Raw genomic sequence first — 13,771 nt, forward strand, 5'->3', positions numbered from 1 at the left:
CAGGATGACCATGAGCAGCAAGATCTACTTCAACACACGCCGCTTCAGCCCGAGCAAGTTGCTGCTGGGCCTCGGCACCCGCCTGCATCACGTGCTCGCGCCCACCCACGCCAAGCGCACCGCCAGCAAGCTGCTGCTCACCCCGCAGCGGGCGACCCGGGACGTCGCAGCCCCGGCCGGCGTGGTCGAGCAGGCCATCCACACCAGTGAAGGGACCCTGATGAGCTACCGGCTCGGGCAGGGGCCGGTCTGGCTGCTGATGCACGGCTGGTCAGGCAGTGCCAGCCAGTTCTATCCGCTGATGAGCCACATCGCCGCCCAGGGCTATACGGCCCTCGCCTACGATCACCCTGCCCACGGCCGGAGTGAAGGGAACAGGGGCCACCTGCCCCGCTTCGTGCGCGCTTTCGACGAAATCCTCGAGCGGGTCGGCCCCGTCCAGGGCGTCATCACCCACAGCATAGGGGGCGCCGTCACCCTCAGCAGCCGTCACCCGGCAATCGATGCGCTGCCGCTGCTGCTCATCTCCCCGGTGCTCGACTACGTGCCCCAGCTCTACGGCATGGTGGCGCGCTCCGGCTACTCCATCCGGCTGTTCGATGCGGTGGTCAAGGAGATTGAACACGAATACCAGCACCCACTCAGCACGGTTGACCCCCTTGGCCGGCTCGCCCGGCGCAGCGGCGCCGCCCTCATCGTTCACGATGAGGAAGACCGCTTCGCCCCCCACCGGGACTCCCTGCGCGCGGCCCAGGATGGCAGAACCCGACTGGTCAGCACCCGGGGGCTCGGCCATGGCCGTATTCTGGCAAGCCCTCCAGCCTTCGCCGCCTTCGATCAACTGAGCCAGACGCCCTTGGCAAACTGAAAATGAAACGGGCCGCAAAAATTGAGCGTGCGGCCCATTTTTATCCGGTATACAACGTCTTATAGTTGAATTGCGCGGTGGCAACCCGCCCTGGCGATCACGATAAGGCGCACCCTCATGGCCAGACCCAATACTGCTCTTCTGCTGACCGGTGGTGGTGCCCGCGCCGCCTATCAGGTCGGCGTACTCAAGGCGGTGGCCGAACTCTACCCCCGCAACATCGGCATCCCCTTCCCCATTTTGTGCGGCACCTCGGCGGGGGCTCTCAACATCACGGCGCTGGCGTGCTACGCCTCCTGTTTCCATCTGGGGGTGCGCAAGCTGGAGTGGGTCTGGCGACGTTTCGAGACCCACCACATCTTCGACTTCCACCCTTGCCAACTGCTGTGGCGCACCCTCTATCAGGGCTCGGCCGGCCTCATCACCCCCCAGAGCAACCGAGCCTTTCACCTGTTTGACAACGCCCCCCTGCGCCGTCTGCTGGATCAGCTCATCGACTATCACCGCATCGATGACAACATCCTCTACGGCAGCCTGGAGGCCATCGCCATCACGGCCTCCGACTACGATGACGGCCTCTCCACCACCTTCTTCCAGGGGCGGGCCGAACATCAGCCCTGGGAGCGCGCCAGACGACGTGGCCTGCGTACCCTGCTCACCTCGGATCATCTGCTGGCCTCGTCGGCGCTGCCCTTTGTCTTTCCCGCCACCCCCATCGGCGATCGCGTCTACGGGGATGGCTCCATCCACCAGCTGAGCCCGCTCAGTCCCGCCATCCACCTGGGGGCGGAGCGGATCCTGCTGGTGACCCTGGACTCCCCTCACAGGGAGAACCCGACTCCCCGCCAGGGGCACCTGACCAGCTCCAACATCGCGAGCCATCTGCTCAACACCGTCTTCTCCGACACCCTCAATTCGGATCTGGAGCGGCTCGGGCGCATCAACCAGACCCTTTCCCTCATTCCGGCACGGGAGCGCAGTCGGCTGAAACTGCGCCAGGTGGAGACCTGCGTGATCCGCCCCAGCCAGGATCTCGACCTCATCGCCCTCGAATACCTCCCACGGTTGCCGACCCAGCTGCGCCGTCTGCTGCGGGTGCTCGGGGTCAACGGCGAAGAGAGCAGCAGCCTGGCCAGCTTCCTGATGTTTGACCCCGGCTATTGCCAGCGGCTCATCAAGCTGGGATACCAGGACGCGCTGGATCACCGCCAGCGCATCGAGGCCTTCCTCGACCTGCCGGGCAGCGGGAGGCAGGAGCAGTTTCGCGAAGAGGCCTGAGGGGCCTTATCTCATGGCAAGGAGAGCCTAGCGTCCCTCCAGCAGGCGCTGCTCCGCCTGTTCCATGGCCACGGCCGTGCCGAAGAGCACCAGGGTATCTCCCGCCGCCAGCACCAGCTCGCGCCTGGGATCCAGGCTGCGCTCCCCGCGATGAATCGCCTTGATGCGCACCTCTCCCAGGGCGAGATCCCGTACCCTGTGTCCCACCGCCCAGGCCTGGTCGTGCAGCAGCACGGGGTGCAGCCGCTCGAGCAGTTGATCCGTTTCCAGATTGCCCGCACTCTTGCCGCCCCAGTAGAAACCGTGCAGAAAGCGATACTGGCTGCTGCGCTCGTGCTCCATGCGCCGGATCACCCGGCCGATGGGAATGTCGCAGTTGAGCAGCAGGTGGGAGACCAGCATCAGGGCTCCCTCCTGGGATTCGGGGATCACCTCGAAGGCGCCGGCCTGCTTGTAGTGTTCGAGGAAGCTGTCATCCCGGGTACGCACCAGCACCTTGATCTCCCCCGCCAGCTCCCGGATCAGCGTCAGCATGGCATCGACCCGCTTGCGATCGTCGAAGGTGATGATCACCAGCCGCGCCCGCAGCAGACCGGCAGCCAGCAGGATGTCGCGCCGACTGGCATCGCCGAACGCCACCTGCTCCCCCGCCAGCTTGGCCTCGCTCACCCGCTCGGGATCGAGATCCAGGGCCAGGAAGGGGATCTCTTCGAGCTTGAGAAAGCGGGCACAGGTTTGGCCGGTGCGTCCGAACCCGGCGATGATGACGTGCTGGTGTTTGCTCAGGCCCGACTGGGCCACCTCGGCGCGAGAGAGCAGGGTACTGTCGGTGAGGGAGTGGGCAAGCCCCAGCGCCCGCAACACCAGCCAGGGGGTGAGGGCGATGGAGATGACACCGATGCCGATGAGCAGAGAGACCAGCTGGTGATCCAGCAAGCCGTGATGACTCGCCAGCGCCAGCAGCACAAAACCGAACTCCCCGACCTGGCTCAACATGATGCCGGCGGCCATGGCGTCGCGCTTGCGCTCCCCCATCAGGCGGCCCGCCAGCAATATGAGCAGCGACTTGCACAGGATGAGCCCCGTCACACAGGCCAGCACCTGCCACCAGGCGTCCGCCACCAGCGCCCAGTCCATGGTCATGCCGATGGTAATGAAGAAGAGCCCCATCAACACGTCGCGAAACGGCTTGATGTCCACCTCGAGCTGATGACGATAGTGGGACTCCCCCAGCATCATGCCCGCCAGAAAGGCACCGAGCGCCATGGAGAGCCCCATCCACTGGGTCAGGGAGGCCGCCAGCAATGCCACCAGCAGGGCACTCAGTACGAAGAGCTCGTCTGAACGTGCGCGCGCCACCTCGAAAAACAGCATGGGCAGCAGCCACTTCCCCACCGCCAGCAGCACGGAGAGCGCAAACAACCCCTTGAGGGAGGCCCAGGCCACCTCCGCCAGCAGGGCGCTGCCCTGCACCTCGGGCTGGGCCAGGATGGGGATCATCACCAGCAGGGGCACCACGGCAAGATCCTGGAACAGCAGCACGCTCACCCCGAGCTGGGCTCGCCGGGTATGGAGCTGCTTGAGCTCGCCGAGCTGCTTGATCACCACGGCGGTGGAGGAGAGCGCCAGGGTGCCTGACACCACCAGCGCCTGGGCCAGGCTCAGCCCCCACCACCAGCCGAGCCCGAAAAACAGCAGTGAGGTGAGCAGCACCTGCAGGCTGCCGACCCCCAGCACCAGCTTGCGCATGGCGAGCAGACGCGGCAGGGAGAACTCGAGCCCGAGGGAGAACATCAGGAACACGATGCCAAGCTCCCCTATGGTCTGCATCATGGCCTGACCCGTGACGATGGCCACGCCATGGGGGCCGAGCAGCATGCCGGCAAACAGATAGGCAAGGATCACCGGCTGGCCGAGGCGCCGGAAAATGGCCACCAGCACAACGGCGAAGATCAGCAGGATCAACACATCGGCGTACACCCATCCCTCTCCTTCATCTGCCCGGCACCCTCTTCCCCGGAAGCACAGCGCCCGCTCCCCATATGGCACGCCACTCGCTCAGCGGCAGGGATTTCCCCTCCCGTTTCATCCCGTTAAGCCTAGCCAGCCCCCTTGTTTTTCATCGGACATATTTTAGGCACAGGGCTTGCAAGAGCCTGTGCAATGAATGGAGAGGTGTAAGGGCTGTAACGTGGAAAACACATCGTCATTGAACGGCTTCGGACATGGCATAGAGCAGTGGGTACAGCAGATGGAGCGGCTTGCGCCCTTGACCGGGCAGGACCGCTATCAGCAGATCGAGCAGTTGCTGGGGCAACGGGATCTTGACGCCCTGCTGGCAATCTTTGCCGAGCGGGTGGCAAACATTGTCCGGATCCACTCGCTCCAGTTCGACTGTGGCCAGCCCCATCCCCTCATCTCGCACCCGCCCCAGGCCAGGCTGACCCTGCATGCCTATCGCTTCGAGCTGCGGGGACGACACGAGCAGTTGCTCGGCCAGTTGCACTACGAGCTGGAGCACCCTCTGAGCGACGGCCAGAGGCGGTTGCTTGAGCAATATCATCAGCTGTTCAGCCTCCCCCTGCCCCTCTACTTGCGGCTGGATCGGCTGGAGCAGCAGGTGCGGCTCGACCACCTGACCGGGCTTGGCAATCGCGCCTACTTCGACGAGGCCATCGGCCGGGCGGTGGAGCAACACAGCCGGGAACCCCACGGCCTGGTGCTGGTGCTGCTGGATCTCGACAGATTCAAGCAGGTCAATGACACCTGGGGCCACCCGGTGGGCGACCTGGTGCTAAGCCGCTTCGCCCAGTTGCTGCAGGGGTGCATTCGCGGAACGGATCAGGCGTTTCGCCTCGGCGGGGACGAATTTGCCCTGCTGCTGCAACCCGCGGACCCCGAGGCCTGGCGCCCGGTCTGGCTGCGGTTGCAACATGTGCTCCACAGCCACAAGGAGCTCAGCGCCTTCTCGGTGGGGTGCAGCCTGGGAGCCGCCAGCTGGCAGTCGGGCATGGATGTGCAGCGCCTCTACGAGACGGCCGATACTCACCTTTACGCCCGCAAGAAAGCCGGGGGCTCCGGCCTGCCCGAATAGGGCATCCCCCTTCGCCTCCCGGCCCCCTGTCACTCTGCGATGTCAATCCGCATCCTGGGGGACGGGGGGCCGCCACTCCCACGCCACCCCCTCTTCTGGCGCCAGAAATCCGTCGCAGACAAAGAGCCCGGCCACCAGTGCCACCTGTTCACCGTAGTAGAGGATGGGAATGCGCCCCCGCTGCCAGGAGGGCACCCCGTACTCTTGCAGCAGCTTCTTGAGCCGCCGGCTGCCCACCCGCCCCACCGGTTTCAGCATGACGCCGGGGGCGACCTGAAAACGCACCGAGAGCGGTTCGTCCCCCCTCGGTGTCCGCAACCCTTCGCCATCCGTTCTCCAGAGCCTGAACTGCCCGAGCCCGTCCGGCAGGGTGAGCGTCTCTTCCATCCCGATGGGCAGCACCTCCTCGCGGGGGGCGAGATCCGGCGCCACCAGGTACAGGCGCCCCTGATAGCGGCGGCACGCCAACCCTTGCAGGCTCAGCCTGGGGTTGGCGTCATCGCGCGCCAGCGCCACCTCCTGCCACAGCAGGCCCAGCAGCTCGCGGGAGGGCATCTCCCCCCCCTGGCGGCGGATCCAGTGGCGCAGCAGGTTGTTGCGCCGCACGGGGGAGAGGGAGAGGAGTCCGTCAATGCGCAGCCCTTCTCCCTCACCCACTGCCTGCCAGTCCGCCTCGGCCAGCTCGCCGATGAGCGCCTCCTGCTCGGCGCACAGGGCCATGGTGCGCGCCGTCGTCCGGGCCATGGCGGGCCAGCGGGCCTTGAGCAGGGGGATGATCTGCTGGCGCAGGAAGTTGCGGTCATAGCTCGGGTCCTCGTTGCTCTCATCCTCAACCCAGCCATAAGGAAGTGACTGCGCGGCTTCCGCCAGCTCGGCCCGGCTCATGTCGAGCAAGGGGCGCAACAGATGGCCTGCGGCAAAAGGCTGGCTCGCCACCATACCCGCCAGCCCGCGCAGACCGGCACCCCGCTTGAGCGCCAGCAGCAGGGTCTCCAGCTGATCGTCCTGATGGTGAGCGGTGAGCAGCCACTCCCCCTCCCCCAGGTGGGCGGCGAGTCGCTCATAACGCGCCGCCCGCGCCTGGGCCTCCAGGCTCTCCCCGTTGCCCCGACAGAGCTGCACCCGCTCCACGATGAGGGGCACCGCCAGTTGCCGGCACACCCCTTCGCAGTGAGCCACCCAGTCGTCGGCATGTGGGCTCAGGCCGTGATGAACGTGCAGGGCGTTCAGGGCGAGGCCGTGGGCGCGGGCAAAACGGGCCGCCAGCGCCAGCAAGACGGTGGAGTCGAGCCCGCCGCTGAAAGCCACCAGCAGACCGCGGGAACCTTCCGGCGTGGGCAGGGTCTGACAAAAACGAGAATAAATACGAGAAATCATAGGCTTCCCCAATACGACCAGGCCGATCTTAGCAGAGTCGGGCTTATCAAGCGCTAACCCGGCTGCTAGAGTGAATCGCTCCCTACGTGGGCAAGGAAGCCATATAACCCGAATTGGAATAAAACCATAATGAACAACAAGAAACACATCCTGGCCACCCTCGTCGGGCTGGCCCTGCTGGCCGGTTGCAGTCAGGCACCGAGCCAACCGGACAAACACTCCGGCCTTGCGCTGGCCAACATGGACACCAGCGTCAAGCCTGGTGACGACTTCTTCCGCTACGTGAACGGCCACTGGCTCGCCACGGCCAAGATCCCCGATGACAGGCCCGCCGACGGCGCCTTCTACCTGCTGCGGGACAAATCCCTGGCGGACGTGCGGGTGCTGGTGGAGGGGCTGGATGGCAAAGCCGCCGCCGGCACCCCGGCCCAGCAGATCCACGACCTCTACCAGAGCTATCTGGATCAGGCCGCCCGCAACGCCAAGGGCACCACGCCCCTGCTGCCAATGCTGAGCGAGATAGAGCAGATCAGCACGCCGCAGGATCTCGCCCGGGCCTTCGCCCAGAGCGCCCGCACCGGTGGCGGCTCCCCCTTCGGTTTCTGGATTGACGCCGACGCCAAGGCCCCTGACAGCTATGCCGTCTACCTCTACCAGGCCGGCCTCGGCCTGCCGGATCGGGACTACTACCTCAAGCGCGACCCCAACAGCCAGGCGCTGCTGCACAAGTACGAGCAACACATCGCCGCCATGCTGACCCGCTTCGGTGAGACGGATGCCCAGGCCAAGGCGAAACGCATCCTGGCCCTCGAGACCAGGCTCGCCCAGATCCAGTGGGACAACGTGGCCCTGCGAGACAGAGAGAAGAACTACAACAAGGGACCGGTGAGCGAGCTGGGGCGCCTCGCCCCCGCCATCGACTGGGACGCCTACCTGGCCCAGGCTGGCCTTGCGGGGCAGCAGAGCCTGGTCATCGGCCAGCCCACCTATCTCTCGGCCCTGAACGAGGTGATGCAGCAGACCCCGGTCGCTGACTGGCAGGCCTACCTCAAGTGGCAGCTCATCACCGATTACGCCCCCTACCTCGACAGCCAGACCGATGCCCAGAATTTTGCCTTCTTCGGCACAGCTCTTAGCGGCACGCCCAAGCAGCGCGCCCCCTGGGAGCGGGCCCTCGGGGTACTGGACAACAACCTGGGGGAGGCGGTGGGCAAGCTCTATGTCGAGCGCTACTTCCCGCCAGCGGCCAAGGCCCGTATGGAGCAGCTGGTGGAGAACCTGCGCACCGCCTACGGCCAGAGCATCCAGGAGCTGGACTGGATGTCCCCGGCCACCAAGACCCAGGCCCTCGAGAAGCTCGCCAAGTTCAGACCCAAGATAGGCTACCCGGACAAGTGGAAGGACTACAGCGCCATCACCATTCGCCCCGACGATCTGGTGGGCAACCTGCAGCGGGCCCGCGCCTTCGAATACGCCGACAACCTGGCGCGCCTCGGCAAGCCGGTCGATCGGGACGAGTGGCACATGTCACCCCAGACGGTGAACGCCTACTACAACCCGAGCAACAACGAGATCGTCTTCCCGGCCGCCATTTTGCAGCCCCCCTTCTTCGACATGACGGCGGACGATGCGGTCAACTACGGCGCCATCGGCGGGGTGATCGGCCACGAGATGGGCCACGGTTTTGATGATCAGGGGGCCAAATCCGACGGTGACGGCGTGATGCGCGACTGGTGGACGCCGGCGGATCTCAAGGAGTTTCGCTTCCGCACCAGCCGGCTGGTGGCCCAGTACAACCGCTTCGAGCCCATCAAGGGCCAGTACGTCAACGGCCAGTTTACCCTGGGGGAGAACATCGGCGATCTCGGCGGCCTCACCATCGCCCACAAGGCCTACCTGCTCTCCCTGGATGGCAAGGAGGCCCCGGTGCTGGACGGTTTTACCGGCGAGCAACGCTTCTTCCTCGGCTGGGCCCAGGTGTGGAAGGGCATGTATCGCCCCGAGCTGATGCAGATGCTGCTCGCCTCGGATCCCCACTCGCCGCCGGAATACCGGGTCAACGGCGTGGTACCGAACATCCCCGCCTTCTACGAGGCATTCAAGATCCAGCCCGGCGACAAGCTCTATCTGGACCCGGCCAAACGGGTCAAGATATGGTGATGACAACCCGGGCAGGGGGCGGCCGACCAGCGGCCCCCTGCCCGCTTCCGACGTGGCAGGGAAGCGTCCCCTGCCCGTCACAGACACACAAGCAGCAACAAGGGTCCTCTCCATGAAAGCCTTATTCCTTACTCTCGGCCTGCTCACCCTGCCCCTCGCCAGCCAGGCGGCGGACGGCTTCTTCAAGCAGCTGACGCTCCCCTCCGGCCAGGTGGTGACCGTCAGCGAAGGGCGCGGCGAGCCCGCCTCCACCGGCAGCTACGACGTGCGCCTCTACTCCGGCGCCAACCCCCAGTTTCCGCTGGATCAGTTCATCGACGGCAAGGTGCTGCCGCGCGATGGCAGTATCAAGGAGATCAAGTTGCTGGATCTCAACGGCGACAAGCAGCCTGAAGTCATCGTCGTGGTGGAGAGCGCCGGCAGCGGCAGCTACCTGAGCGCCGACGCCCTCACCATCAATCCCCAGGAGGGGCTGGAGAGCTTCAACCACGTGGAGGGGCTGGCCCCCAGTGACGATGTGATTGAGGCCCTCAAGACCCCCCGCGACTGACCCCCCACGCCCCGTATCACGGGGCGTTTTTTACCCCGCACCTCCCGATGCGGTGCCCACGGCCCCCACAGGGCGGATGGACGACTGTTTTTTTCTGTGCCTATAATCGCCGCACCCTGCCATAACGAAACACAAGGAGGTAAAAAATGGTTATCCAAGCGTGTCCGATGTTCTCGGCTCGCCTGTTCGGCACATTCAAGTGCTCTTGCCTGCATACCATCGCGCTGCGATAGCGGGTTCGAGCAAAGCCGACTCCCTTCCATACCGAGACCTTTCTCGACTCTGCCGTTGTCGCCAGCGCTCCTGATGACAGGGATTTCCCATCCCGCGATTTAAGAGAGCAAGAGCATGACAACCCTGATGAGTACCCATTCCCTGCAGATGAGTGCGGGGCACCTTCCCTTATTTGATCACCTCGAACTCGGCATTCGCGCAGGCGACCGACTCGGCCTGATTGGCGCCAACGGCTGCGGCAAGAGCACATTGCTCGCGCTGCTGGCGGGCGAGCGCACGCCCCAGGCCGGCCGGATCGTGCAGGCCGCAGCCTGCCGCTGCGAGTTCGTGGCCCAGCAACTGCCAGCCGGGCTTTCCACCCTCAGCACCCGCGCCGTGCTGCTGGATGCCCTGGGCAACGACCCCCCGCCGAATGGCAGGTGGACAAGCTGCTGGCCGAACTGCAGCTGGAGGCCCAGGCCACGTTGCCGGTCAGTGCACTGAGCGGTGGCCAGCACAGCCGGCTGCAGATAGGCCGCGCCCTGCTGCGCCAACCCAACCTGCTGCTGCTCGATGAGCCCAGCAACCACCTGGACTTGCCCGCCTTGCTCTGGCTCGAGCAGTTTCTGCTGGGCTGGCGCGGCGCCTTCGTGCTGGTCTCCCACGACGCTCGCCTGCTGGACAGCGTCACGGATCAGACCCTGATCCTGCGAGACGGCCAGTTGCACCGCTTCGCCCTGCCCTGCAGCCAGGCCAGGGCGGCGCTGGCTGCCGAGGATGAGCAGACCCGTCTGCGCCGGGCGGATAAGCAAAAGGAGATAGACCGCCTGAGCGCCAGCAGCAAACGCCTCGCCATCTGGGGGCGGGAGCATGACAACGAGAAGCTGGTGCGCCAGGCCAAGTCCATGGAAAAACGCATCGCCCGCCTGCAGGAGGAGCAGAGCCAGGTGGCGGCGCTGGCCCCCTGGCGGCTCGAGCTGCGCGGAGTGAGCCTGCCCGCCGACACCCTGCTGCGGCTGGAGGCCCTCGACGTATCGCCGGCACCGGCACTGCCGCCGCTGCTGCGTGCCGAGGGGCTCTGGCTGCGGGCGGGAGACAGGGTCGCCCTGCTCGGTGCCAACGGCACCGGCAAGTCCTCCCTGCTGCGCCAGTGCTGGCGCGAACTGACCATGCAGAGTCCGCAGGCGGGCTGGTACTGCCACCCCGGCGCCAGCATCGCCTATTACGATCAGTCCCTGCAGCAGCTGGCGGACGACGCCACCCTGAGCGACGCGCTGTACCCCCTGGCCCCTCTGCCTGAGGTGACGCGGCGACAGGCGCTGATCCGGGCGGGCTTCCCCTATGCCCGCCACGGCCAGCAGGTGCACACCTTGAGCGGGGGCGAGCGGGCACGGTTGCTGTTCCTCGCCCTGTCCCTCGGCAGCCACCACATGCTCTGGCTCGACGAACCCACCAATCACCTGGATCTGGCGGGCAAGGAGGAGCTGGCCGACGCCATTGCGGCCTTCCCCGGGGGCGTGCTGCTGGTCTCCCACGACCGGGAGCTGATCGAGCGCAGTTGCAACCGCTTCTGGCTGATACAGGACGGGCGCATCCAGGAGGCTCACAGCGCCGAGCGGGCCTATGCCGAGCTGCTGGGCGATGCCCCCTTGCCGCAGGCGGGCAGCCCGGCTCAATCAGGTGACCCGCAGACCGCGGCCGCCACGGGGGATGACGAAGAGGCGCTGCTGGCGCGCTGGTATGAGCTCGATGCCCTGCTCGCCGCCGATTTGGCCCGCAAGCCCAGGTACCAGACCCCGCGCCTGCAGCAGCAGTGGCGTGACGAGCTGGCGCGCCTTGCCGAGCGGCTCGGGTTTGCCTGACGCCAGCCCGGATCATCCATCTCTTGTTACGTAACACACGCGGCCAGCCACGGCTGGCCGCAAGGAGTCATCATGACATCAGCACCACCCCACATCAGGCTGGATCCCGTCACCGACACCGACCTGCCTCACATCTATCGCGGCCTCTCCGATCCCCGGGTCGTCGCCTACTACGGCGTCAGCTACGACAGCCTGGCGGCATGCCGGGCACAGATGGATTGGTATGCCGAGCTGACCCGCACCGGCCGTGGCGCCTGGCATCTCATTCGCGACTGGCACACGGGCGAGCCGCTGGGGGCCATCGGCTACAACGATGCCGACCCGACTCACCGGTGTGCCGAGCTGGGCTACTGGCTCTATCCCGAACACTGGGGCAAGGGGGTGATGAGCGCGGCGCTGCAACTCTGGCTACCGCTCACTTACCGCACCACCGACCTGCACCGGCTGCTGGCAGTGGTGGAGGAGCCCAACCTCCCCTCCGCCCGCCTGCTGGAGCGGGCCGGTTTTCACTACGAGGGCACGGCGCGGGAGTGCGAGCGCAAGGGGGATGGCTTCATCTCCCTGCGCCACTACGCCATCTTGCGCAGCGACCTGCCCGCCAGCCTGTGACCAGCAACAAAAAGCCCCGCACTGCGGCAATGCTGTTCACTTAAGAGAATTTGAGTTCCAGTCCACGTAGTATCAGGACAAAAAAGCGAGGGAGGCATGATGCCTCCCTCTTTCTATTGCAAGCCCCGCTGGATAAAGGCTGGAGGAAGATCGACTGGACACAGCCTTGCCCCCTCAACTCAAATCCAATTTATGAATAATCAGTCAAAAAAGTGCTTATCTGAACAGCATTGCCGCACTGCGGGGCTTTTTTCGGGAGTTACTTGATGGCGCAGACACCCTCATCGGACGCCGAGCGGCGGCGTCTGCGCCGCCACAGGGAGAAGCCGCCATACCCCAGGCTCAGCACGACGGCATAGAGCACCTGGGTAGCGAGGGCCAGCAGCACCAGGGTGCAGAGCAGCACGCTGAGGCCCGCCAGCCCCTTGCCGGTCCCCGACAGCAAGCGCCAGCCGGCCGCCATGCAGAGCAGATAGACCAGCACGAAGTTGCCATTGGCGTAGCGGATCAACGCATCGAGGGGCAGACGCAGCCAGAGGATCAGGGTGATGGAGACGAAACAGATGGCGAGCACCCAGGCAAGGGCATGCAGGGGAGCGCCCCGGGCCGAGAGGCGAGAGAGGGAGACCGGCAGTTTGCCCTCCCGCGCCATGCTCCAGATAAGGCGCGCAAAACCTTGCAGGTAGATGTTGATGCTGGCGAAGCAGGAGAGATAGCCCAGCACCGCCACCAGCCACTTGGCGGTGGGGCCGAACAACAGGGAGAGCAGGGCCGGAATGGCGGTGGCATTGGTCGCCTCGTCCCCGTAGAGGTCATATTTGAGCACCACCAGCGAGTGAACCCAGTAGATGAGCCCCGCCAGCAGCACGCCTCCCAACAGGGCAAGGGGGTAGTCCCGCTCTGGCCGCTTGAACTCCTCCCCCATGTGGGCGAAGGCCTCGAGCCCCACGAAACACCAGAACATCACCGCCAGCGCCGAGCCCATGGCGGGCCACTCGCTCGCCGTTGGCAGAGGCTGGGCGGCATCGCGCCAGCTGAGATCCCCCTTGACCCAGATGAGCAGGGTGAGCCCCAGAATGGCCAGAGCGATCAGCAGTTGCAGATTGCCGGAGGAGCGCGCCCCCCGCAGCCCCAGCAGAAAGACCCCGAGCAGGGTGAGCAGCTGGATGCCCCAGAGGGTCCACTCACCCAGTTCGAACAGGGCGTGCCAGAAACCGGCGGCGATGGTGAGGGCGGCAGGCAGGCCCACCGGCAGCACCGCCAGAAAGAGGAAAGCAGAGAAGCGCTCGGCGCCGTTGCCAAAGGCGAGGCCAATCAGATGGGGGGCGCCCCCCGCGTGGGGATAACGCCGCCCGAGGCGGGCGAAGGTAAAGGCGATGGGCAGCACCAGAGCAATCAGCAGCAACCAGGCCCACAGCGACGCCCCTCCCGCCAGCGAGGCGGCGGTGGCCGGTACCACGAAGATCCCGGTACCGAGCAGGGAGGTGGCGAGCAGCCCCATCCCCTGCCAGAGCCCGAGATCCTTTTTCAACCCAGACATATCCTGTTGTCCCGTCTAGAAAAACATCCCACCATGTTAGGCCGCCACCACCGCTTTGTTAAGCATTTGTGCCCATAAAAAAGGTTCATCGCGGCTTTCCGGGGAAGGCCGCCTTGATTTTCAGAAAAAAGTATTCTGAGTCCCTAAATCCATATGCCATGCGCTTTATCACTTTGATCTTGTTGTTCACCCCTTCCAGCACACTCGTGTGCATCGGGTA

General features: G+C 65.4%; 10 protein-coding genes and 1 pseudogene. 7 read left to right on the forward strand and 4 right to left on the reverse strand.

From position 1 onward, the window contains the following. Nucleotides 1-10: 10 nt before the first annotated feature. Together J9889_RS18010 and J9889_RS18015 are read left to right on the forward strand one after the other, a co-directional pair. Nucleotides 11-868 (forward strand): alpha/beta fold hydrolase, encoded by an 858-nt coding sequence (locus tag J9889_RS18010; protein ID WP_210557578.1) that lies wholly within the window; start codon nucleotides 11-13, stop codon nucleotides 866-868. 117 nt (nucleotides 869-985) lie between these two features. Next, nucleotides 986-2,146 (forward strand): patatin-like phospholipase family protein, encoded by a 1,161-nt coding sequence (locus J9889_RS18015; protein ID WP_048208164.1) that lies wholly within the window; start codon nucleotides 986-988, stop codon nucleotides 2,144-2,146. A 27-nt stretch (nucleotides 2,147-2,173) separates the two neighbouring features. Here J9889_RS18015 and J9889_RS18020 read toward each other — a convergent pair whose 3' ends face one another. Further along, nucleotides 2,174-4,126: a monovalent cation:proton antiporter family protein gene (locus J9889_RS18020; RefSeq protein ID WP_210557580.1), complete on the reverse strand. Its 1,953-nt coding sequence runs from the start codon at nucleotides 4,124-4,126 to the stop codon at nucleotides 2,174-2,176. A gap of 187 nt (nucleotides 4,127-4,313) precedes the next feature. On the opposite strand from J9889_RS18020, the gene J9889_RS18025 reads away from it, so the two are divergent. Then, the gene (locus tag J9889_RS18025; protein ID WP_039039444.1) at nucleotides 4,314-5,240 is read left to right on the forward strand and encodes a GGDEF domain-containing protein; all 927 of its coding nucleotides are present in this window, start codon (nucleotides 4,314-4,316) and stop codon (nucleotides 5,238-5,240) included. A 42-nt stretch (nucleotides 5,241-5,282) separates the two neighbouring features. Here J9889_RS18025 and tilS read toward each other — a convergent pair whose 3' ends face one another. Continuing rightward, complete coding sequence (gene tilS, locus J9889_RS18030) at nucleotides 5,283-6,617, reverse strand: tRNA lysidine(34) synthetase TilS (protein ID WP_210557582.1); 1,335 nt, start codon at nucleotides 6,615-6,617, stop codon at nucleotides 5,283-5,285. 129 nt (nucleotides 6,618-6,746) lie between these two features. Between tilS and J9889_RS18035 the strand changes: the two genes are divergently transcribed. The 4 genes and pseudogenes from J9889_RS18035 (at nucleotide 6,747) to J9889_RS18050 (ending at nucleotide 12,011) form a co-directional block, all read left to right on the forward strand. Continuing rightward, entirely contained in the window at nucleotides 6,747-8,777 is a 2,031-nt protein-coding gene (locus J9889_RS18035; protein ID WP_069651731.1) for a M13 family metallopeptidase, read from the forward strand. Between the two features lie 112 nt (nucleotides 8,778-8,889). Then, nucleotides 8,890-9,327 carry a PliI family lysozyme inhibitor of I-type lysozyme gene (locus J9889_RS18040; RefSeq protein ID WP_010673427.1) on the forward strand — a complete coding sequence of 146 codons (438 nt, stop codon included), beginning with the start codon at nucleotides 8,890-8,892 and terminating at the stop codon, nucleotides 9,325-9,327. A 348-nt stretch (nucleotides 9,328-9,675) separates the two neighbouring features. Continuing rightward, nucleotides 9,676-11,402 (forward strand): annotated as a pseudogene (locus tag J9889_RS18045) (ABC-F family ATP-binding cassette domain-containing protein). A 72-nt stretch (nucleotides 11,403-11,474) separates the two neighbouring features. Further along, entirely contained in the window at nucleotides 11,475-12,011 is a 537-nt protein-coding gene (locus tag J9889_RS18050; protein ID WP_210557584.1) for a GNAT family N-acetyltransferase, read from the forward strand. Between the two features lie 259 nt (nucleotides 12,012-12,270). Here J9889_RS18050 and yjeH read toward each other — a convergent pair whose 3' ends face one another. Both yjeH and J9889_RS18060 read right to left on the reverse strand, forming a co-directional pair. Beyond that, entirely contained in the window at nucleotides 12,271-13,551 is a 1,281-nt protein-coding gene (gene yjeH / locus J9889_RS18055) for an L-methionine/branched-chain amino acid transporter (RefSeq protein WP_210557585.1), read from the reverse strand. An 85-nt stretch (nucleotides 13,552-13,636) separates the two neighbouring features. Beyond that, the coding region (locus J9889_RS18060; RefSeq protein WP_210538105.1) for a transposase at nucleotides 13,637-13,771 on the reverse strand (135 nt) is incomplete at its 5' end.

The organism is Aeromonas sp. PrichA-15, assembly GCF_017939245.1.
Classification (GTDB): Bacteria; Pseudomonadota; Gammaproteobacteria; order Enterobacterales; family Aeromonadaceae; genus Aeromonas; species Aeromonas caviae.